This is a genomic window from Pseudidiomarina atlantica, assembly GCF_000753735.1.
Classification (GTDB): Bacteria; Pseudomonadota; Gammaproteobacteria; order Enterobacterales; family Alteromonadaceae; genus Pseudidiomarina; species Pseudidiomarina atlantica.
The window spans coordinates 52,659-72,709 of record NZ_JPIN01000002.1; the positions used below are offsets into that span (position 1 = coordinate 52,659).

21 protein-coding genes and 1 riboswitch are annotated in these 20,051 nt (G+C 50.2%); of the genes, 12 read left to right on the forward strand and 9 right to left on the reverse strand.

Features of this window, described 5'->3' with window-relative positions:
* The first annotated feature begins 190 nt into the window (after window positions 1-190).
* The 3 genes from nrdG (at window position 191) to IDAT_RS03050 (ending at window position 3,027) form a co-directional block, all read left to right on the forward strand.
* Window positions 191-685 carry an anaerobic ribonucleoside-triphosphate reductase activating protein gene (nrdG, locus tag IDAT_RS03040; RefSeq protein ID WP_034730399.1) on the forward strand — a complete coding sequence of 165 codons (495 nt, stop codon included), beginning with the start codon at window positions 191-193 and terminating at the stop codon, window positions 683-685.
* A complete protein-coding gene (gene nrdD / locus IDAT_RS03045) occupies window positions 666-2,501 on the forward strand; it encodes an anaerobic ribonucleoside-triphosphate reductase (RefSeq protein WP_034730401.1) in 1,836 nt (611 codons plus the stop codon). The genes nrdG and nrdD overlap by 20 nt, the downstream gene beginning before the upstream one ends.
* 118 nt (window positions 2,502-2,619) lie before the next feature.
* Window positions 2,620-3,027 carry a hypothetical protein gene (locus IDAT_RS03050; RefSeq protein ID WP_034730403.1) on the forward strand — a complete coding sequence of 136 codons (408 nt, stop codon included), beginning with the start codon at window positions 2,620-2,622 and terminating at the stop codon, window positions 3,025-3,027.
* Window positions 3,028-3,034: 7 nt separating this feature from the next.
* Here IDAT_RS03050 and hemN read toward each other — a convergent pair whose 3' ends face one another.
* Window positions 3,035-4,402: an oxygen-independent coproporphyrinogen III oxidase gene (hemN, locus tag IDAT_RS03055; protein WP_034730404.1), complete on the reverse strand. Its 1,368-nt coding sequence runs from the start codon at window positions 4,400-4,402 to the stop codon at window positions 3,035-3,037.
* Between the two features lie 90 nt (window positions 4,403-4,492).
* A complete protein-coding gene (gene ubiT / locus IDAT_RS03060) occupies window positions 4,493-4,975 on the reverse strand; it encodes a ubiquinone anaerobic biosynthesis accessory factor UbiT (protein WP_051986534.1) in 483 nt (160 codons plus the stop codon).
* A gap of 87 nt (window positions 4,976-5,062) precedes the next feature.
* Here ubiT and ubiU point away from each other — a divergent pair, with 87 nt between their 5' ends.
* The 3 genes from ubiU to mog are packed head-to-tail and all read left to right on the forward strand — an operon-like array spanning window position 5,063 to window position 7,493.
* On the forward strand, window positions 5,063-6,058 hold the full coding sequence (ubiU, locus tag IDAT_RS03065) for a ubiquinone anaerobic biosynthesis protein UbiU (protein ID WP_034730771.1): 996 nt from the start codon (window positions 5,063-5,065) through the stop codon (window positions 6,056-6,058).
* A 3-nt stretch (window positions 6,059-6,061) separates the two neighbouring features.
* Window positions 6,062-6,961: a U32 family peptidase gene (locus tag IDAT_RS03070; RefSeq protein ID WP_034730406.1), complete on the forward strand. Its 900-nt coding sequence runs from the start codon at window positions 6,062-6,064 to the stop codon at window positions 6,959-6,961.
* A complete protein-coding gene (gene mog / locus IDAT_RS03075; protein ID WP_034730407.1) occupies window positions 6,951-7,493 on the forward strand; it encodes a molybdopterin adenylyltransferase in 543 nt (180 codons plus the stop codon). The genes IDAT_RS03070 and mog overlap by 11 nt, the downstream gene beginning before the upstream one ends.
* 38 nt (window positions 7,494-7,531) lie before the next feature.
* Here the strand turns inward: mog and IDAT_RS03080 are convergent, their stop codons facing one another.
* Complete coding sequence (locus tag IDAT_RS03080) at window positions 7,532-10,198, reverse strand: nitrate/nitrite transporter (protein ID WP_034730408.1); 2,667 nt, start codon at window positions 10,196-10,198, stop codon at window positions 7,532-7,534.
* 305 nt (window positions 10,199-10,503) lie between these two features.
* On the opposite strand from IDAT_RS03080, the gene IDAT_RS03085 reads away from it, so the two are divergent.
* Window positions 10,504-11,709: an NnrS family protein gene (locus tag IDAT_RS03085; protein WP_211250573.1), complete on the forward strand. Its 1,206-nt coding sequence runs from the start codon at window positions 10,504-10,506 to the stop codon at window positions 11,707-11,709.
* Here the strand turns inward: IDAT_RS03085 and IDAT_RS03090 are convergent.
* From IDAT_RS03090 to norR, 3 genes are read right to left on the reverse strand one after another with little or no spacing between them, the layout of a single operon-like run.
* Window positions 11,706-12,461, reverse strand: a complete 756-nt coding sequence (locus IDAT_RS03090; RefSeq protein WP_034730409.1) for a HesA/MoeB/ThiF family protein — start codon at window positions 12,459-12,461, stop codon at window positions 11,706-11,708. The two genes, IDAT_RS03085 and IDAT_RS03090, sit on opposite strands and share 4 nt — an antisense overlap.
* Window positions 12,448-12,837, reverse strand: coding sequence for a YbaN family protein (locus IDAT_RS03095; protein ID WP_034730410.1), 390 nt, complete (start codon window positions 12,835-12,837; stop codon window positions 12,448-12,450). Before IDAT_RS03095 ends, IDAT_RS03090 begins: the two co-directional genes overlap by 14 nt.
* A gap of 14 nt (window positions 12,838-12,851) precedes the next feature.
* Entirely contained in the window at window positions 12,852-14,387 is a 1,536-nt protein-coding gene (norR, locus tag IDAT_RS03100) for a nitric oxide reductase transcriptional regulator NorR (RefSeq protein WP_034730411.1), read from the reverse strand.
* Between the two features lie 164 nt (window positions 14,388-14,551).
* Between norR and IDAT_RS03105 the strand changes: the two genes are divergently transcribed.
* On the forward strand, window positions 14,552-15,073 hold the full coding sequence (locus IDAT_RS03105; protein ID WP_034730414.1) for a hemerythrin domain-containing protein: 522 nt from the start codon (window positions 14,552-14,554) through the stop codon (window positions 15,071-15,073).
* A 2-nt stretch (window positions 15,074-15,075) separates the two neighbouring features.
* Here IDAT_RS03105 and fnr read toward each other — a convergent pair whose 3' ends face one another.
* The gene (gene fnr, locus IDAT_RS03110; RefSeq protein WP_034730416.1) at window positions 15,076-15,771 is read right to left on the reverse strand and encodes a fumarate/nitrate reduction transcriptional regulator Fnr; all 696 of its coding nucleotides are present in this window, start codon (window positions 15,769-15,771) and stop codon (window positions 15,076-15,078) included.
* Between the two features lie 175 nt (window positions 15,772-15,946).
* Between fnr and IDAT_RS03115 the strand changes: the two genes are divergently transcribed.
* The 4 genes from IDAT_RS03115 to yjjG all read left to right on the forward strand — a co-directional run bounded on the left by IDAT_RS03115 (window position 15,947) and on the right by yjjG (window position 18,350).
* The gene (locus tag IDAT_RS03115) at window positions 15,947-16,354 is read left to right on the forward strand and encodes a DUF1761 domain-containing protein (protein WP_034730417.1); all 408 of its coding nucleotides are present in this window, start codon (window positions 15,947-15,949) and stop codon (window positions 16,352-16,354) included.
* A gap of 35 nt (window positions 16,355-16,389) precedes the next feature.
* A riboswitch (yybP-ykoY riboswitch) is annotated at window positions 16,390-16,575 on the forward strand.
* 5 nt (window positions 16,576-16,580) lie between these two features.
* Window positions 16,581-17,141 (forward strand): TMEM165/GDT1 family protein, encoded by a 561-nt coding sequence (locus IDAT_RS03120; RefSeq protein ID WP_034730420.1) that lies wholly within the window; start codon window positions 16,581-16,583, stop codon window positions 17,139-17,141.
* Window positions 17,138-17,650, forward strand: coding sequence for a GNAT family N-acetyltransferase (locus IDAT_RS03125; RefSeq protein ID WP_034730422.1), 513 nt, complete (start codon window positions 17,138-17,140; stop codon window positions 17,648-17,650). The genes IDAT_RS03120 and IDAT_RS03125 overlap by 4 nt, the downstream gene beginning before the upstream one ends.
* A 13-nt stretch (window positions 17,651-17,663) precedes the next feature.
* Window positions 17,664-18,350: a pyrimidine 5'-nucleotidase gene (gene yjjG / locus IDAT_RS03130; protein ID WP_034730424.1), complete on the forward strand. Its 687-nt coding sequence runs from the start codon at window positions 17,664-17,666 to the stop codon at window positions 18,348-18,350.
* On the opposite strand, the gene IDAT_RS03135 is transcribed toward yjjG, so the two are convergent.
* Window positions 18,336-19,022, reverse strand: a complete 687-nt coding sequence (locus IDAT_RS03135) for a gamma-glutamyl-gamma-aminobutyrate hydrolase family protein (RefSeq protein WP_034730427.1) — start codon at window positions 19,020-19,022, stop codon at window positions 18,336-18,338. The genes yjjG and IDAT_RS03135 overlap by 15 nt on opposite strands.
* Window positions 18,998-19,969, reverse strand: coding sequence for an amidoligase family protein (locus IDAT_RS03140; protein ID WP_034730429.1), 972 nt, complete (start codon window positions 19,967-19,969; stop codon window positions 18,998-19,000). Before IDAT_RS03140 ends, IDAT_RS03135 begins: the two co-directional genes overlap by 25 nt.
* Between the last annotated feature and the right edge of the window lie 82 nt (window positions 19,970-20,051).

Consider the following 20,051-nt stretch of genomic DNA (forward strand, 5'->3'; position numbering starts at 1 on the left):
AATAAAAGATAAAAAACAATCGAAAAGGTAAAAAGAACCCAACTTGTTAATGGGTGAATTTGCGTGTGTGGGTGATAACTACCCACGCGCCATTTTGTTGATCATGATCAAAGCAAATCTAGGGGTATGCTCTAGCCTAAACCACAACATATAGTGTTTTTAAATAAAACAGACACAGGATATAGCGTTGATGCGATTTAGTGCAGAAGCAGTGGTGTTTCAAGAGGTTCCAGGTGAGGTGGCGTTGGCGTTCACTATCACTGGCTGCCCCGTCGGCTGTAAAGGCTGTCACAGCGCCGATAGCTGGCCGGCGGAGCGCGGCCACTTGCTGACCAAAACGCATTTAGAGCAGCAATTCAGCCGTTACCGCGGGCTGATTACCGCGGTGCTGTTCCTTGGTGGTGAATGGTACCCAGCGCAGCTCAAAGAATTCTTACAGCTGGCGCAGAGTGAGGGGTTAGCAACCTGCCTCTACACCGGTTTGACCGATGTAGAGGCTGAGCTCAAGCAGCATCTCGACTATTTAAAAACTGGGCCGTGGATAGCCGAATACGGCGGTCTTACCAGCCCTATAACTAACCAAAGATTCTACGATTTACGCACGGGGAAAGTACTCAACGCGCTGTTTTGCCCCGAATTCATCGAACTAAAAAAGGAACAACAACATGTTGCGCTTACAGCCTGAACAACTCGATCACAAAATGCAGTTTATTCACGACTATTTACAAGCTCAAAATGCAGCAGATGGCTCGAAAATGGATGCCAATGCTAATGTCACGCAAAAGAACATTGCGACGCTGGAAGCTGAGCTAATGAAAGACTTTTTCGTGCAGGTCAACCGCAAGCAAGTCAGTAGCAAAATTGCCGAGCTGTTTGGCAATGATTTGGCGCAAGAATATGTGCGTCAAATCGAAGATCATGAGATCTATGTGCACGATGAAACCAGTTTAAAACCCTACTGTGTATCGGTCACCATGTACCCATTTTTGCGTGACGGTCTAACGAAGCTTGGCGGTGAGTCGCAAGCCCCGAAGCACTTGGAAAGCTTATGCGGTTGCTTCGTCAATTTTGTCTTTGCCGTCAGTTCGCAATTTGCTGGCGCGGTGGCAACGGTCGAGTTTCTTACCTACTTCGATTACTTCGCTCGCAAAGACTATGGCGATGACTACCTCAACACTCACCGTCATCAAATTGAGAATCACCTGCAACATGTGGTGTATGCCCTGAATCAACCCGCGGCGGCCCGAGGCTATCAAAGTGTCTTTTGGAATATCTCGGTCTATGATCAGTTCTATTTCGAGAGTATGTTTGGCGATTTTGTCTTCCCAGATTTCAGTAAGCCGGAGTGGAACTCGGTAAGCGCCTTGCAGGATTTCTTTATGCAATGGTTCAATGACGAACGCAAGAAAACCATTCTCACCTTCCCAGTTGTGACCGTGGCAATGTTAACCGACGACGGCAAATGCAAAGACCAAGCCTTCGCCGAGAGCATTGCCGGTGAACTCGCACAGGGTAACTCATTCTTTGTCTATTTATCGGACAATGCCGACTCGTTAGCGTCATGTTGTCGACTACGTAGCGAAATTAGCGACAATACCTTCTCGTATACCTTAGGTGCTGGTGGGGTAGCTACCGGATCTATCAACGTGATCACCGTCAACATGAATCGCTTGGTGCAAGACGGCCGCGATCTCGCTACCGAAATCGACAAAATTCATAAGTACCAAGTGGCCTACCGCAAGTTGATGGAAGAGTATCAAGCGGCCGGTTTGTTGACGGTTTATGACGCTGGCTTTATCAGTCTCGATAAGCAGTTCTTAACTATTGGTATTAACGGCATGGTGGAAGCGGCCGAATCGCAAGGCATTGTCGCCGGTAATAATCCTGAGTATACCGCCTTTGTTCGCAATCATTTAAAAGTGATTTACGATGCTAACCGTGCCGCGCGTCAAGCATACGGCTACATGTTCAACACCGAATTTGTGCCGGCTGAAAATCTGGGCGTGAAAAACGCCAAATGGGATCGCGCAGATGGCTACTTTGTGCCTCGAGATTGTTATAACTCGTATTTCTATGTAGTTGAAGACGAGGAATCCAACGCGCTGGACAAGTTTGTGCTGCATGGCTCTGAGCTGACACAATATCTTGATGGCGGCTCCGCGTTGCACTTGAATCTCGATGAGAAGCTTACCCAGCCAGGCTATTTGGCGTTGCTGAATACCGCCGCGCGGACCGGTTGTAACTATTTCTGCATCAACGTAAAAATTACCATTTGCAATGCCTGTGAACATATCGACAAGCGCACACTTAGTGCTTGTTCTGACTGTGGTTCGACCGACATCGATTACGGCACACGAGTGATTGGTTACTTGAAGCGGGTTTCGGCGTTTAGCTCAGGGCGGCAAAAAGAACACAATAAACGTCACTATCACCGTCAGCATCAGGCGCAAGTCGAGCATCCGGTCGGTGCCGCACAACGTGCGTGGCAACAAGCAAGTTAGCGCGGCGTAACGAACTACTCACAAAGAGGGAGCTTGGCTCCCTTTTTTGTTGTATGGGTTTGTCGGTTCGAACCACGTACACTCTGCAGTTACATCTATTTTTGCCGAGATACGTACTATGGTTATTGAAAGTTATGCCGACCTCATTGCTGCAGCCAAGCAGCAACCTGAACCGCAGCGGCTGTTATTTGTGCTAGCCAAAGCGGAATTACCGCAAGATGCGACCTCGAGTCAGCAGCAACGCTTTGCAGCGCAACAAGGCGGCGCATTAGAGCCGGTGCTTTGCGTAGATAAGCTGCCTGATGAAGTGGCTGACTTTAATACCTTGATCGAAGAATCAGGTCACACTGGTGTTGAGTGGGATATTGCTTTTATCGCCAGTATGGAGGGCCGTGCAGGCCATCCACCGAGCAGTGATGAGGCCGATCAACCACTTACTTTGATGGTGAATAAAATAAAAGCCGGCAGCATTGCCGACTTTGTGACCGTAAATAAGCAAGGCGAACTGTTACAGTTGTTCGCCTAAGCTGTGATTAAACTACTTTGGAATAACGAGGCGCGGTTGCCTCGTTATCTAGGTACGCATCAAAGCAAGCGCAGATACTGCGCACCCACAAACGCCCTAGCTCTGTCACTTTAAGTGAGTGCTCGCTAACCTCAACCAGGCCGTCCTCTATGAAAGGTGCAAGCTTTTCTTGTGCGGTGGCAAAGTACTGCCAGAAATCGTCAAGGTGCCAGTCCGCGGCAAAACTTGTGATGTCGAGCTCAAAATGACAAATCACTTGGGAGATCAGCGCGGCACGTAATCTATCGTCAGCGCTTAAGGTAAATCCTTTCACGACAGGTAGCTGGTCTTGCTCCAACGCTTTGTAATAGTCAGGCAGGTCTTTGCTGTTTTGCCACAATACACCGTCAATTTGGCTAATCGATGAAGCACCGATGCCGAGCATGCAATCCTGTCCGGCAGTGGTATAGCCTTGGAAGTTGCGTTGTAGGCGTCCTTGCTGCTGGGCAATCGCCAGCTCATCCGCTCTTTTCGCAAAATGGTCCATACCAATGAATTGATAACCTGCTGCAGTAAACTTAGTGATACCAAGTTGCAGTAACTCCAGCTTGATCGGCGCCGACGGCAACGAACTATCGGCAATCTTCCGTTGCCCCGCAAAACGGCTCGGTAGGTGCGCATAGCTAAACAACGAAACACGATCCGGATTCAGCGCAATCACTTGTTCAATTGACGCTGCAAACGAGGAGGGCTGTTGATACGGCAAGCCGTAAATCAAGTCCAAGTTAATCGAGCTAAAACCAAGCTCGCGACTCAGTTGTACCTGATGCTTTATTAAATCGGTGTCTTGCACACGATTAATAGCGATTTGTACTTTTTCATCAAAATCTTGCACGCCATAACTGACACGATTGAAGCCGAGCTCGCGCAGATGGCGCAACTTCTCATCACTGCAACTGCGCGGGTCGATTTCGATGCTCAACTCAGCATCGTCAGTGATGCGAAAGTGTTGTTGCAGTAACGCCATTAAGCGACTTAATTGCGCTTCGGTGAGGAAGGTTGGTGTGCCTCCGCCCATGTGAATTTGATTGACGGCTTTGTGTGCGATATGCGGCTGATAAATGGCCATTTCTTTCGCCAGCATGTCGAGGTAGCGGTCCGCTTTGTGCTGATGGCGGGTAATAACTTTGTTACAGCCACAGTAATAGCAAAGCTTGTGACAGAATGGCAAATGGATGTAGAGGCTTAACGCCTGTGGTCCATGTGCCAAAGTATCAAAAACCTTTTGCTGCGGGAAACCCGACTGCAGCGCAAGCGCTGTAGGATACGACGTATAACGCGGCCCATTGATATTGTACTTATCGATGAGTGCTTGATCCCATTTGACTGCAGACATAATAGGCTCCCAACTTGCTGCAAGTGTGAGCCTGAATTTTACGTGATTTAGCTCATAAATTTGATACTCCTGAAGGGTTACTTCTTTGATCTAGATCATGGAATTCTCTGCCAGCTTGCACAATTGCTGATACATGACCGCAGGTAGTCGCTGTTTCAGCTCAATGGTGTCTAATAGGTTCTTGATTTCGAGGCCTAGCTCAGTATCACCCGTAATCAGCAGTTTACGTCGAAAAAATAATGTATCTGGATCGACTTGCTGTGTTGCCAGTTGCAGCAAAATCGGCCAGCTCACCCGCATTTTGACATCCCCCTCACCAGCTGCAGGACTCACCACCAGTGTAGTGCGCTGATAGCGTTGCGTGGCACTCACCTGAAACATTAGCTCAAGGTCGGTAAGGTGAATCGTTGCCGTTTTACCTAATAAGAAATCAAAAGCGCCGCGTTCACAATCTTGTTGAAATAGATGACGAAAGATTTGCGTCATGACGCCATACGAAAGTGGCTCGGGTAGCCATCTAACTGCCAACTTCACGAATACTGGAGTTTGCTCTACTACTTTAGGAATAGCCATTCATTGCCTCTGTTTTTGCGCGCCGTCAAAGATATCAGCGATTATAATTGCCATTATGAATGCATGTTTATGGCAGGGATCAATAAAATGGAACTTCTTTGTCCGGCTGGCAGTATGCCGGCATTAAAAGCAGCGTTAGAAAATGGTGCTGATGCGGTTTATGTTGGCTTTAAAGGCGAAACCAATGCACGGCATTTTGCCGGGCTCAATCTCGATATGCCCACGCTGCGCGAGGCAGTACGTTTAGTTCATAGCTACGGCAAAAAAATCCATGTGGCGATTAATACTTTTGCCCATGTGCGCACTTGGGATCATTGGCGACAAGCGGTCGATGATGCAGCGGCAGCTGGTGTCGACGTGCTTATTGTTGCAGACGTTGCGGTATTGGCCTATGCGGCCGAGCGCTATCCCAAACTAGAGCTGCATTTGAGTGTACAAGCTTCCGCTACAAATGCTGCGGCTATCGACTTTTACAAGCAGTTTCATGTCACTCGTGTGGTGTTACCGCGGGTGCTGTCAATGCAGCAAGTGCGAGCCTTGGCGCGCACCACCGATGTCGAGTTGGAAGTCTTCGCCTTTGGCAGCTTGTGTATTATGGCAGAGGGGCGTTGTTACCTGAGCTCCTACATGACTGGGCAATCCCCAAATACCGCTGGCGCTTGTTCACCGGCGCAGTTCGTGCGCTGGGATGAAACCGCCGATGGCGGGCTCGAGTCGCGCTTGAATGGCATTCTTATCGACCGCTTTGCTGCAGACGAAACCGCTGGTTATCCGACGCTCTGTAAGGGGCGTTTCAAAGTCGGTGATGACACTTACCATGCACTTGAGGAGCCGACCAGCCTTAACACCCTCGATTTATTGCCTGAGCTTTACCGAGAAGGTATTGCCAGCCTAAAAATTGAAGGTCGCCAACGCAGCCCTGCTTATGTGGCACAAATTACTAGAGTCTGGCGCCAAGCTATCGACCACGTAATGTCAGACCCCGAACGATTTACCGTCGCTGACGAGTGGAATGTCGTGCTTGCGGGGCTCTCTGAAGGCAGCCAAACCACCCTTGGTGCGTACCACCGAAAATGGAAGTGATGTATGCAATTCTCGTTTGGACCTATTCTCTATTTTTGGCCGCGCCAACAAGTTGAGGCTTTCTACCAAGAGGTCGCGGCCTCAGACGTTGACTGCGTCTACCTTGGCGAAACCGTTTGTAGTAAGCGCCGCGAGTTGAAATTTGAAGACTATTTTCGTATTGCGCAAATGCTACGTGAGGCTGGCAAGCAAGTTTGTTTATCGACCATGACCTTACTGGAAGCTCCTTCAGAGCTCCGTGAGCTACGCAAATACTGTGATAACGGCGAGTTCATGGTGGAAGCCAATGACGTCGGCGCAATTAGCATGTTGGCGGAGCAAAAACTTCCCTTTGTTGGTGGTGCCGCACTGCAAATCTACAATCAGCATAGTTTGCGTAAATTTATCGGCATGGGTATGAAACGCTGGGTTATTCCGGCGGAATTGTCGCGCGATTGGCTAGCAGAATTGTTATCGGAACCAATGGTCGATAGTGTGCGCGATTGTTTCGAAACTGAACTCTTGGCTTTTGGCCACTTACCGCTGGCATGGTCCGGGCGTTGCTTCACCGCACGCTCGGAAAATCGCGCCAAAGACCAGTGCGAATTATGCTGTATCAAGTATCCACGAGGACGTAAGGTTACCAGTCAAGATGGCACTGAAGTATTTGTGCTCAATGGCATACAGACGCAATCCGGAAGCAGGTATAACTTGATCAATCAGCTCAAAGACATGCATGGTTTGGTGGATATGGTACGCTTAAGTCCAGAACCCAAAGACAGTCTGTTATGGTTGCGCCGTTTTCAAATGAATCAAGATGGTACGCGGCCGCTACAGCTCGCCAAGTTTGAAAGCAATGGTTACTGGCTGAAGCTGGCAGGCTTAGTACAAGTACAAGAGACTCCGGAGCGCTATGAAAGCTGAACAAAAACCTGCAAAGATTGGGATTTTGACTGTGAGTGACCGCGCCAGCGCGGGCATTTATGAAGATATCTCAGGTAAAGCCATCGAAGCCACGTTAAATGACTATCTGACTTCTACTTGGCAGGCGGTGTATCGGGTTATTCCGGATGAACAAGAAGTGATCGAAGCAACGCTGTGTTCGCTGGTTGATGATGAAGGCTGCTGTTTAGTCGTGACTACTGGTGGCACCGGACCTGCGGAACGAGATGTCACGCCAGAAGCAACCGAAGCTGTGTGTGACCGCATGATGCCCGGCTTTGGCGAATTGATGCGCGCTGAGTCACTGAAGTATGTGCCAACGGCGATTTTGTCGCGGCAAACGGCGGGCCTGCGTGGTTCGAGCCTTATCGTGAATCTCCCGGGCAAGCCAAAAGCCATCCGCCAGTGCCTCGATGTCGTGTTCCCCGCAATCCCATATTGCATCGACCTAATGAATGGCCCCTATCTTGAGTGCGACGAAGCTGTCATCAAGCCTTTCCGACCCAAAAAATAGCCCGCACTAGGCGGGCTATCGTCACTACCAATACTACATTAACAAGGGTTCGCGGCACCACGGCGTGAGTAGAACCACCACGTCATCAATGTACACACCGCATAGAAGCCTATGAAGGCGTACAGCGCACCAGAAACACCGCCTGTCAGAGCGATAGAGGTGCCGTACGACTTCGGAATAAAGAAGCCACCGTAAGCTGCGAATGCTGAGATAAACCCAATCACCGCTGCTGATTCTTTATTACCTTCTTTGATCGCGACGTCGGTATCACCGTGCACACGCTTACGTTGATTAAGGAAAATCACCGGCACCATGCGGAAGGTCGAGCCGTTGCCAATACCAGTGGCAATAAAGAGCACCAGAAATGCGACAAAGAAGCCGGCAAAGTTGCCCGTACTGTCGCCAAGCGGTAAGAAGTAGATCACGCCGAGCACGCCGGCAATCATCAATAAGAAGTTCCAGAAGGTAACGCGCGCACCGCCTAACTTATCGGACAGTACACCGCCCACAGGGCGTGCGAGCGCACCGACCAACGGACCCAAGAAAGCATACTTAGTCGGGTCGACTGCAGGGAACAGCATACCTGAGAGCAGCGGGAAGCCTGCGGCAAAGCCGATAAAGCTACCGAAGGTACCCAAATAAAGGATGCTCATGATCCAGTTGTGCGAACGCTTAAAAATGACCGCTTGGTCGCTGAACGATGCTTTCGCTGACGAAATGTCATTCATGCCAAACCATGCGGCAATGGCAGCGATAGCAATGAATGGAACCCACAAGAAGGCAGCGTTTTGCAGCCAGATCTCAGTACCTTGTTGCGCCCCGGCTTGCACCGTCAACGGGTCGCCGCCGAACGGTCCGAACACGCTTGCCGCAATGACCAACGGCGCAAGTAACTGCATGCCCGAAACACCAAGGTTACCAAGGCCTGCGTTCATGCCCAGCGCAGCACCCTTTTCCTTTTGCGGATAAAAGAAGCTGATGTTGGCCATGGAACTGGAGAAGTTACCGCCACCAAAACCACAGAGCAGTGCAAGAATCAGCATAATGATGTACGGCGTATCAGGATTCTGAATGGCGAAGCCTATCCAGATACAAGGAATGAGCAACGAGGCGGTGGAAATTGCGGTCCAACGTCGACCACCAAAGATCGGTACCATAAAGCTGTAGAAGATGCGTAATGTCGCACCTGAGAGCGCTGGGAGTGCTGCAAGCCAGAACAACTCATTCGAGGAATAGCCGAAACCCAGTTGCGGCATTTTCACCACCAAAATACTCCAGATCGTCCATACCGCAAACGCTAGGAATAAATTGGGAATCGAAATCCACAGATTACGAGTAGCAATCTTTTTACCTTTTTCAGCCCAAAAGGTTTCGTCTTCTGGACGCCAGTCATCCAATACATGATGATCAGGCGTGGACAGTTCTGGTAAATCGGTTTGTTCGACATCACCGCGTAGTTCAATACGCTCAGCCTGGCGAATCGCGAAGTGCATCCAAAGCAATGAGATGACAGTAATCGCGAACAACAGCATAAAGACGCTTTGCCACACACCAATCACGTCGTTCAGCATGCCGAAGGTAAGTGGAAGTAGGAAACCACCAAGACCGCCGATCATACCGACTACACCGCCGACCGCACCGACGCTTTTCGGATAGTAAACCGGAATGTGCTTGAACACTGCGGCCTTACCCAGTGACATAAAGAAGCCAAGCACGAAAGTCAGTACCACGAACGCAGCCAAGGTAATTTCGAACTGGAAGCGGATTTCGCCGTGCACCCCTTGCACTATATATTCAGTGGACGGGTAGCTCAGCATAAAGGTACAAATCGCTGAGGCGATAAAGGTCCAATACATTACGCGGCGGGCGCCATATTTATCTGACATCCAGCCACCCAGGACCCGGAATAGTGACGCCGGAATAGTATAAAGAGCGGCAATGATACCGGCTTCTTTGATGCTTAGGTCATACACTTCCATCAAATAATGCGGGAGCCACAATGCGAGTGCAACGAATGCGCCGAATACAAAGAAGTAGTAGAGACTAAAACGCCAAACGCGTAATTCTGCTAGCGGCGCCATCTGCTCCATAAACGACATTTTGGGCTGTGCCCGGCGTTGTTGGGTTAGTGGGTCTTCTTTTGCCAACACAATAAAAGCCACACCCATGATCGCAAGAACGGTCGCGTAGACTTGCGCTGCACCTTGCCAGCCCAGCGCAATCAGTAAAAACGGTGCGCCGAAGTTGGTGACTGCAGAGCCGACGTTACCCGCACCAAAAATGCCGAGTGCAGTGCCTTGTTGTTTGCTCTCGAACCAGCTCGCGGTATAAGTCACCCCAACGATGAAGGCCCCGCCCGCTAAACCCACACCTAACGCCCCAACGAGCAGCATGGTGTAGCTATTTGCGAACGTCAGCAAGTAGACGCAGGCCGCAGTGGTTAGCATCAAGATGCCAAACACCCAGCGTCCGCCGAAACGGTCAGTCCAGATACCTAGAAACAATCGACTAATGGAACCCGTTAAAATCGGTGTTGCCATGAGCAAACCGAGCTGGGTATCTGTCAGACTAAAATCATCCTTAATCTGGATGCCGATAATCGAGAAAATCGTCCACACTGCAAAACACAGAGTGAACGCAAACGTAGAAAGTCCGAGCGCACGGTAGCGATCGAATTTACTCACACTTTGCGGTGTTGATGTCATGACCAAGCTCCTCATGGTACGACGTGAAAGTTCAGCTTTGAGTTTACTTGAATATCGCCAGCGCAATAGCTTCTAACTGACTGTTATAAATAAGCTTTATCAGCATCTATACCGCTTTTGGGTAACCTTCAAACAACGCTCTAATCGGTGACAATAGGCAATAACTACTGCTTTGTAGGTAGTCGCATGAGGCGTATTCACGAGCAAGTGGTTTTCAGGGGTATCTCTAGGTTTTAACCGTGGTTTTACGGACGGTTTGTGGTATAAAACATATAAATAAAATGCATGTTTAAGGTGTGCAGCTCATGATTCAAATTACAGATATGAAAGTCGAAGAGAAAATGTGGCCATTACTGCGTCAGGCTTTTCGGCCATTCTTTCTCCTTGGTGCAACTTTTAGTGCCATTGCCATGATGCTCTGGCTTTGGGTCCTAAGTGGTGCCATACAATTACCGGTGTTTGCCGATGTCATGTTTTGGCACGCACATGAGATGCTGTTTGGCTTTGTTGCTGCGATCATTGTGGGATTTCTCCTTACCGCAGTGCAGAACTGGACCGGATTGCGAGCGACCCATGGTCGGGCATTGGCAGTGCTGACCGTGGTGTGGCTATTGGGTCGTCTTGCCTTACTGTTTGGCGCTTGGTTGCCGGTCTACGTGCCCGTTGCAATTGATTTATTGTTTTTGCCGCTGGCTGCATTCTTTTTGGCTATCCCCCTTATTACGGTAAAACAACAGCGCAATTTATTTTTTGTGCCGGTATTACTACTGCTGACGCTATGTAATGGCTTGATGTACTACGGCCGTCTGACCGGGCGTTTTGACTTACAGCAAGTCGGTAGCCAAAACGCGGTGCTGTTAATCACATTATTAATGGCCATTGTTGGTGGGCGAGTGATTCCGATGTTCACCGCCAATGGCACTATGACCCAAAAAGTACAGCCGCTGGTTTGGTTGGATAAGCTAGGCTTGGGTACTTTGTGGCTAATTTTCGCCTTGCAAATAACCCAATTGAGCAGTTTCTTTGCCGGTGTATGGCTGGCAGGGCTCTACGCGCTTGCTGCAGTGCTACTCGCCTGGCGCTGTGCACGCTGGAAACCTTGGATCACCTTGCGGGTACCGCTGGTTTGGTCGTTGCATATCGCCTACTGGTTCTTACCCATTGGTTTGGCGCTCATGGCGTGGCATCACTTTAACGGTGAAGTGACGTTGAGTACCGCTATTCACGCGCTCACAGCTGGTGCGATGGGGAATATGATTCTAAGCATGCTGGCGCGGGTGTCACTGGGCCATAGCGGTCGTCCGTTACAACCGAAAGCCATTATGTCGGTCGCCTTTTGCTTGGTGGCGCTTGCCGCGCTGGTGCGGGTGTTTGCGGTGTGGTGGTGGCCAACAATGACATTTGACTGGTATCTATTTGCCGGAGCTGCGTGGATATTGGCCTATCTTATATATGTGTTTGTTTATCTGCCTATTTTAACAACACCGCGCGCGGATGGTCGGCCAGGCTAGTCGGCACAGGCCGGACACTGTGGATGGCGAGCGAGTTTGAACGTTTGCCATTCGCCGTGCAAGCCATCATACAGCATCACTTTTCCGCTTATAGGCTCGCCGGTCTGTGCAATTAATTTCAGTGTTTCGACGGCCTGCATGGCACCGATAACGCCCACCACAGGCGCGAGAATACCCGCCTCCATGCAGCTCAGCTGTTGCTCGCCGAACAGCAAACTCAAACACTGATAACACGGACTCATACCATCATTTAAGAATACGCTTAGCTGGCCCTCGTAGCGAATCGCCGCGCCAGAAACGAGCGGAATTCTGGCCTTTACACAAGCAAGATTAATGGCGTTGCGGGTGGTGAGGTTGTCGCAGCAATCCACCACCACATCAAAATTCTTGACTAGCGCATACAGGCGTTCGGCGTCGACGTGTTCCGTTATTCCTTTGAGCTGGCAATCGGGAGCTTGGCTTTGCAACCGTGCAAGCGCAGCAAGCACTTTTGCTTGACCGACATCTGCAGGACCATACAAATGCTGGCGCGGAAGGTTATGCGCGTCGACAACATCGCCATCGACAAGAGTCAGTTGACCTATACCGCTGGTCGCTAAATAAGGAGCTGCTGCACAACCAAGCCCACCCATGCCAATCACCAATACTTTGGCTTGTAACAAGCGCTCTTGGCCAAGCATGTCGAAGCTCGGCAGCATGACATGGCGACTATAACGCAGCAGTTGTTCGCGGGTCAGTTCAGGTAGGCTCATTGCTAGGCACCTCTTCTGGGCGTAAACACAGCCAAATGGCAACACTGAGCATGATGCCAATGACGGTTAATTTGACCGCTAGATGGACTGGGCTAAAAGACAGCATGATTGCACTGCCGCTCATCATCATGATGGCGATGACTTTGGGCCGCCGTTTGACCACGCCATACTTACGCCACGCAATAATTTGCGGGCCATATTTGGGGTGTGCCAACAGTTTGGCCTCCAGCACTGGCCAGCCTTTGCCGCCAGCCCATGCTGCCACTAGCAAAAATGGCACGGTCGGCATAATCGGCAAGAGTAAGCCCACCAACCCCAATAACAGCGCAAAAATTGCAATTAAACGCCATAACAAAATACGAAGAATAACCGTCATGAACCTCTACCGTGTCACTTCAAGCCCAAGCGTTGCGCAAGTTTGTGTAAGTTGCTCGGGTCGACCTCAAGTATACGTGCCGCTTGCGTCCATTTATAGTCGGCTTGTTGTAAGGCGTGTTCGATCATTTGCGTTTGCAACTGTTGCACTGCGTCGCGCAAATTCATGCTCGTCATCGCAAAATCTGTCGCATCGATAGTTTGTGATTGGTTCGGCGTGTTCGGCAAATCGAGCAACTCAACGCCGATGCTGAGTATTGAGTTACGATCAACGCCTTGACTCAACGCTTTGATCGCCGCGCGGCTGACCGTATGTTCGAGCTCCCGCACGTTGCCTGGCCAGTCATAGCTAACCAAGGCTCGTTCTGCGGCATCGGTCAGGCGCACTGCCCGCAAACCTAAACGTGAACGGTTGAGCTCCAGAAAGTGCCCAACTAATAACGGGATGTCATCACGACGTTCGCGCAGTGGCGGTATTGGCAGCGGATAAACGCTCAAGCGATGATATAAATCGGCGCGGAAATCGCCGCTTTTGACTTGTTGCTGTAAATCGCGGTTGGTCGCGGCAACAATGCGCACGTTGACTTTGTGCGACTTGTCGCTGCCTAGACGCTGAATTTCGCCGTTCTGTAACGCTCGTAGGAGCTTCGCTTGGATGGTGCTGGGTAACTCACCGACTTCATCCAAAAATAAGGTGCCGCCATCGGCGCTATCGAATTTACCGGCACGTTCACCTGTCGCGCCGGAAAATGCTCCGCGGGTATGGCCAAACAGTTCGCTTTCAGCAAGAGACTCTGGCAACGCTGCACAATTGACATAAACCAGTGGCTTGTCACTGCGGCTCGACCAGCGATGTAACTGACGCGCAAATAGCTCTTTACCTACTCCAGTTTCACCGAGTAGCAGCACTGGGAGGTCGGCGCTAGCAACGACTTCAAGCTCCTGTAGAACTTGTTGCAAGGCAACACTACGACCAATAATCTCATTGCTGGTGGCGCTATCGCTGTTCAAAGCAGTATCGGTGTCGCGTCGGCTTTCACGCAGCGCGCGAATACCTTGCTCAATTTGGCCCATGCGAATGGCGGCCTCTACTAGCAAGCTTGCCCGTTGTAACTCGCGCATGGTTTGCGCATTAAAAGTTCCAGGGTCTAAGGCATCAAGCGTCAGTGCGCCCCAACATTTACCGTCAACATAAAGCGTGATCCCCATACAGTCATGCACCGCGAGGTGGCCGTCTGGGCTGTCCTCAATAAGGCCATCATAGGGGTCAGGCAATGCGCTGTCGGGCTCAAACCTTACCGTTTCACGCGCTGCAAGAATTGCTGCAAGGCGCGGGTGCTGCTCGGTAATGAAACGACGTCCAAGCGCTTCACGAACCAAACCAATACTGGCAATGGGGCGCAGCACGTGCTGGTCCTGTTGCAACAACACGACCGCGCCACAGTTGAAGTGGCGGCGCAAAGTCGAAACCAGCTTTTGTAAACGTACGACGGCGGGTAGTTCGGTGACTAAGTCAGCAACAAGTGTTTCTAAAAGAGACGTTTCTTGCATGGTTAAAAGAACCCAAATTGGCGGCTTTACCCGTGAATCAATGGGTCTAATTTACCATTCGACGACAAATATCTATATAAATCAAAGTAGGTAGATCTGGCATCAAACTTGCAAATTATTGTAGTGACACACATGCGAAAGCAGTAACTTTTGAGGAAATAAACATGTCGCAACAACTTATTCAGCAATGGCAAGATGCTCCGGTAAACGAACTCATACAACATATTCTCGCCAACTACCACGAAAAGCACCGTCGTCAATTGCCGGAGTTGATTCAATTAGCGCGGAAAATTGAAGACGTACACAACGATCATCAAGAATGTCCAGTTGGTCTTGCTGATCTGCTGAGCGAAATGGCCAATGAGCTCGACAGTCACATGATGAAAGAAGAGCAAATCTTATTTCCTATGCTAGCTGGCGGCATTTATCCAAGCGGTCCGATTGCAGTCATGGAAGAAGAGCACGGCGAACATGAGCAGTTGCTCGAGCGTTTGGCAAAGCTAACGCACCAAGGCAAAGCGCCACGTGGCGCCTGCGGTAGTTGGATCATGCTCTATGAGGGTATCAACGAATTAATGGCGGACTTGCGTGAGCACATAGCACTGGAAAATGAAGTGTTGTTCCGTGAACCGATAGCAGCTGCACCGCAACATGGTAAAGACTTCTGCTGCGGTTCGTGCCAGTAGGACTAGGCGGCTAGGGCGCGTAGGCGCTCTGGCTCATTAATCGCCACGAGTTTGTTTTGTACGGTCAGTAAACCTTGTTGTTGTAGTTGCGTGAGCAAACGGCTGATAGTTTCAACCGACAGGCCAAGATAGTTACCAATGTCAGCGCGGGTCATCGAAAGGCGAAACTCACGACTCGAGAGACCACGCTGCTGAAAGCGAGACGATAATGTTACGAGAAAATTCGCCAAGCGCTGCTGGGCAGTGTGGTGATTCAAATTACCTAACAAGGTTTTACTGGCGTGTAATTCGCCGCTCATCACCCGCAACAGTTGCTTACGCAACCCCGGCAGCTCCGCCGATAGTTGATCAAGTGACTGAATCGGAATCTCACACAGCATGGTGGTTTCCAGAGCTTGAGTGTAACTGCGGTACTGGCCATCAATAAGACCATCAAAACCGATGAGGTCACCGGGCAAATGGAAATCGATGATTTGCTCACCACCCTGGCCATCTAGGGTGTAGGACTTTAACGAACCCGAACGCACTGCATAGAGAAACTTCAGTGGCTCGCCGCTATGAATCAACACATCTCGTTTCTGTAGAGGCCGATGACGCTGAATAATAGTATCCAACTTCTCCGTTTGCTCTGGGCTCAGCTGATAGGGCAAACACAAGGTCGCCATGCTGCAATTTTGACAATGAATGTGTGACGTCATACTTTTCACCACTTAAATTTGACCTACCGCAAAGCGATACACTGGTGAAAAGTATACGCCAGTTGCAAAAAAGTTAAATAGTTTCTCAAGTGGTAATCTGTAGTTTCCCATTTAGGGGTAGATCAGCTATAAGTTTCCATGCACTGAATAACAATAACGAATAGGATGACAACCCATGGAAACAATGGCGATTAATTACTGGGCGGTGCTGGTAGCAACGCTACTCAATTTGTTGGTGGGTGGATTGTGGTACTCGCCCATGCTGTTTGCCAAAGTCTGGCAACGTAGTGCTGGTATTAGCGACGCGCAACTCAAAAACTTTAATGCAGCTAAGGTGTTTGGCATTACCTTAGTGGTGTCTTGGATTATCTGTCTTAACCTCGCATTTTTCCTTGCCGCACCTGGCACTGACTGGCAGTGGGGCATGACTGCCGGATTCCTTGCCGGATTTGGTTGGGCGAGCATGATTTTTATTGTGATTAGCTTATTTGAGCAACGTTCCTTGGCGTATATGCTGGTGCACGGTGGCTACATCACTGTCTACTTCACGCTTGCCGGGCTGATCCTCGGAGCTTGGCAGTGAGCGAATTGCGTCGGCGTGATGATTGGGCTAAAATGCGCGTCGTCTTAGGGGAGTAGTCGACCTGCAGCTTGATGCGCAGGAGAATACGTCAACATAATTGAGCCCTCAATGGCTCATGGTGTATTCGTTTCGGGCCACCGAAACTGGCAAGACCTGAGGTAAAGAGCAACCGCTAACTGGCGGGGGTTGCTGTTTGCCTTTGGTACAGGTCCCGCCGGAGTACATCATGGAAGCTTTTCTTACATCAACAGTAGCTGTGGCAATTGCCGAAGTGGGTGATAAAACCCAGCTTTTGAGTTTATTGCTGGTTGCGCGTTACCGGCAAAAGTGGCCCATCATCGTTGGTATTATTGCCGCGACACTGATCAATCATTTCATCTCTGCTTGGTTTGGTAACTGGTTTGCTGACTGGCTTCCTGAGCAATATGCCGGCATCATCATTGCCCTGAGCTTTATCCTGATTGGCCTCTGGGTGCTGGTGCCCGATAAAATTGATGACGACGAAGCCGAATGTTCGTGTTACGGCGCTTTGTGTGCCACTTTTATTTTATTTTTCCTTGCTGAAATTGGCGATAAAACCCAAGTTGCCACCATTGTCTTAGGCGCTCAGTACGCAAGCGTATTCTGGGTGACTATGGGCACCACGCTCGGCATGTTGATTGCGAATGTTCCTGTGGTACTGTTAGGTGAAAAGCTGATGCGCAAAGTGCCGTTGAACTTGGTACGTTATATCGCCGCAGCGGTGTTTATCCTTATTGGTATTGCAACGCTATGGTGGCAAGCATGAAGGTAATAACAACAACAGCAGCGCTGACGCTGCGAGAAGTAATCTTGGATGACGCGCAGTTCATACATGAACTCTATTGCGGCGACGACTTCCGCCGCAATATTGGTGACCGTGGTATTGTGACCCTTGAAGATGCCAAGCGGTACATCAACCAAAACCTGCGTGGTAGCTACTTGGAACATGGTTTCGGATTATGGGTCATCGAAGTTAATGGTGAACTTGCTGGGGTGTGTGGCTTGGTCAAACGTGATTACCTCGCCAGCCCAGATATTGGCTTTGCCTTATTGCCGCGTTTTTACGGCCAAGGTATTGCGCGTCAAGCTGCGCTAGCAACCCTTGATTATGCGGCTCAGCATTTACAGCTGCGACAATTGTTGGCAATCACGAGTAAAGCCAATACTGCAAGTCAGCGCTTACTGACCGCGATAGGGTTTCAACCCACGGATGCGGTTACAGAACCTCAATCTGGCGAGCAACTAACCACGTTTATTTGGTCCCCTCAAGCCTAGGTACAGGAGTTTCATGACCTTACACAATTACGATTGGCTACTGTTCGATGCTGACGAGACGCTCTTCTCATTTGATGCATTTGTGGGCTTACAGCACATGTTCCAAGCTTATGGGGTAACCTTTCAAGCGCACGACTACAGCGAGTACCAAGCGCTTAATAAACCGCTATGGGATGCTTATCAAGCAGGGCAAATTGACGCGAAAAGCTTGCAGCGACAGCGTTTTGCGCAATGGGCAGCTAAGCTTGAGGTCAGTGCCGACGAACTGAACTCCGCATTCCTAACCGCGATGGCACACATCTGTAAACCGTTAGAGGGCGCACGCGAACTCTTGGAACAAGCGCGTACTGCGGCGAAAGTGGGAATTGTCACCAATGGTTTTACTGAGTTGCAAGAGGCCCGACTACAGCAAACTGGTTTACGTGACTTGGTTGATTTGGTTGTTATTTCTGAGCAAGTTGGAGTAGCGAAACCAGATCCACGGATTTTTGACCATGCCTTGCAAAAAATGCAGCAAAGTGCGCGTGAACGGGTGTTGATGACTGGTGACAACCCACATTCGGATGTGCTCGGTGCACAACGCAGTGGGCTACACGCGTGTTGGCTCAATCGGCATGCTGAATCCTTTCCACTTGCCGAACCACCGCACTACACGGTGACCTCTTTACCTGAACTGCAAGCGGTGTTAACCGAGGTTTGACGAGCGCTTCGCAGCTTTCACCAACCAGCGAAAAATACGGAGTTCGCTGGACACATAAAACAAGTACTCGGGGTGCCACTGAACTCCCAATAGTTGATGTTCGCCAGTACTTTCAATAGCTTGTGGAATATCATCTAGGTCGTGCGCGACGATTTTCAAATCGCGGCCTACATCATGCACTGCTTGATGATGTAAGCTGTTGACCCGCAGCTTGGGCTTATCGAGGAGATCACGCAACTTGCTCTCAGCGGCAATAAAGACTTGCTTGGTCGGAAGTAATCCCGGTCGATTGTAAGTTTTTTTGCGTAGATGCCGGATGTCATCGTAAAGATTACCCCCATGCACGACGTTGATTAACTGCGCACCACGGCAAATACCCAGCATCGGCACGTTATCGCGAAGAGCTTTTTTGATCCAACGAATTTCTAGATCGTCACGTTCAGGATCATGCTTGACCTTGCCTGACAAAGTACCGCCGTAATGCTCTGGTGAAATATCGCTACCACCACCGATGACCATACCGTCGAGGGGTAATCCGGAAGGTCGGTGATGGACACTGATGCGTTCTACTTCAGCACCGCATAACCATAATGCGAAGCGCGTACACCACCAACTCGGCGACCACTTCTTACCAGCGCCGGTAACGCCTATCCGAGGTTTTCGTTGAGCCATGTATCTACCTTGGTGATCCAGGGTTGTCGCGCGACTCCGAGTACCGGCCGGTCGGCTGCTTGAAAGGCCTGCGCTAACTCTTGCAGTGCTCTCGGTCGACTTGCGAGCTGTTCGACTTGGCACCAAATCTGCCAGTCAGTTTGCAGCGACCAGTTGGGCTCATTGATGCGACAATTCGGTAATCGATAATGCAGTGTCGGGCGCGCTTTAATTTTGCTGTCATCTAATTCAGCGCGCACCCGCTCCGCGTCAAGTTCGGCAAACAGTGGCAACATATCCAAAGCGCGGTTACGGGTTGGGTTAGCTGCCAAATAGTCATCGATCAACTGTTCGAGCGTCACTTCGTCATACGCCACTAACTGGCGCACATAGCTCTCAGGATACAAGTCAATATAGGGGCTGACGCGCCGTGTTTTATCGACATCGTGGGCGCGAACGAGCCACCATTGCAGCAACGCATAGGCCTGCATGTAATGCAAGATTGTAGTCGGCTCATGATCGGGCAGCTCCGGGTTGATATGGGTGCCGTAAGCCGCAATAAAAGACTCATCGGTCCCTTGGGCACCGGCGTCACGTAACGCAACAATGAGCTCACCGAGTTTATCGAGGTCGTCCATCGCGAGTGGTGGTGAAACGACTTCAATCGGCACCACATAACTCGCGGCTTGGCTGAGCGAATCGAGCCATGCCTCAGCGTTAGCATGCTCACCTTGGTCGGCGGCGAGTTGTTGTAAAAACTGCCAGTCGATTTCAATTTTAAAATCGCCGCGCGGGCTTTCGACTTGCCAACGTGCCGGAGATTTCGCATAGGGTGAGCCACCAAAAACCCGTGCGACAGCCTCAGCTGCGGTAGCGACATCAATACCGGAAAATTCAAACTCGAAACCAACGCGACGTACTTCACCCGAAGCTTTTTGCAGACGCGGAGGACGTGCAAAACTTGGCATACTAGCCCCTTGTTTTCGCCTATGAGCAACCACTCTACCCTACCACGCGCAAATTTGTTTAGAAATCAGCAATAAAACGCGG

Coding starts and splice junctions, on each gene's coding strand:
- nrdG (WP_034730399.1), top strand. CDS start 191: ATGCGATTTAGTGCAGAAGCAGTGGTGTTTCAAGAGGTTCCAGGTGAG.
- nrdD (WP_034730401.1), top strand. CDS start 666: ATGTTGCGCTTACAGCCTGAACAACTCGATCACAAAATGCAGTTTATT.
- IDAT_RS03050 (WP_034730403.1), top strand. CDS start 2,620: ATGGTTATTGAAAGTTATGCCGACCTCATTGCTGCAGCCAAGCAGCAA.
- hemN (WP_034730404.1), bottom strand. CDS start 4,402: ATGTCTGCAGTCAAATGGGATCAAGCACTCATCGATAAGTACAATATC.
- ubiT (WP_051986534.1), bottom strand. CDS start 4,975: ATGGCTATTCCTAAAGTAGTAGAGCAAACTCCAGTATTCGTGAAGTTG.
- ubiU (WP_034730771.1), top strand. CDS start 5,063: ATGGAACTTCTTTGTCCGGCTGGCAGTATGCCGGCATTAAAAGCAGCG.
- IDAT_RS03070 (WP_034730406.1), top strand. CDS start 6,062: ATGCAATTCTCGTTTGGACCTATTCTCTATTTTTGGCCGCGCCAACAA.
- mog (WP_034730407.1), top strand. CDS start 6,951: ATGAAAGCTGAACAAAAACCTGCAAAGATTGGGATTTTGACTGTGAGT.
- IDAT_RS03080 (WP_034730408.1), bottom strand. CDS start 10,198: ATGACATCAACACCGCAAAGTGTGAGTAAATTCGATCGCTACCGTGCG.
- IDAT_RS03085 (WP_211250573.1), top strand. CDS start 10,504: ATGATTCAAATTACAGATATGAAAGTCGAAGAGAAAATGTGGCCATTA.
- IDAT_RS03090 (WP_034730409.1), bottom strand. CDS start 12,461: ATGAGCCTACCTGAACTGACCCGCGAACAACTGCTGCGTTATAGTCGC.
- IDAT_RS03095 (WP_034730410.1), bottom strand. CDS start 12,837: ATGACGGTTATTCTTCGTATTTTGTTATGGCGTTTAATTGCAATTTTT.
- norR (WP_034730411.1), bottom strand. CDS start 14,387: ATGCAAGAAACGTCTCTTTTAGAAACACTTGTTGCTGACTTAGTCACC.
- IDAT_RS03105 (WP_034730414.1), top strand. CDS start 14,552: ATGTCGCAACAACTTATTCAGCAATGGCAAGATGCTCCGGTAAACGAA.
- fnr (WP_034730416.1), bottom strand. CDS start 15,771: ATGACGTCACACATTCATTGTCAAAATTGCAGCATGGCGACCTTGTGT.
- IDAT_RS03115 (WP_034730417.1), top strand. CDS start 15,947: ATGGAAACAATGGCGATTAATTACTGGGCGGTGCTGGTAGCAACGCTA.
- IDAT_RS03120 (WP_034730420.1), top strand. CDS start 16,581: ATGGAAGCTTTTCTTACATCAACAGTAGCTGTGGCAATTGCCGAAGTG.
- IDAT_RS03125 (WP_034730422.1), top strand. CDS start 17,138: ATGAAGGTAATAACAACAACAGCAGCGCTGACGCTGCGAGAAGTAATC.
- yjjG (WP_034730424.1), top strand. CDS start 17,664: ATGACCTTACACAATTACGATTGGCTACTGTTCGATGCTGACGAGACG.
- IDAT_RS03135 (WP_034730427.1), bottom strand. CDS start 19,022: ATGGCTCAACGAAAACCTCGGATAGGCGTTACCGGCGCTGGTAAGAAG.
- IDAT_RS03140 (WP_034730429.1), bottom strand. CDS start 19,969: ATGCCAAGTTTTGCACGTCCTCCGCGTCTGCAAAAAGCTTCGGGTGAA.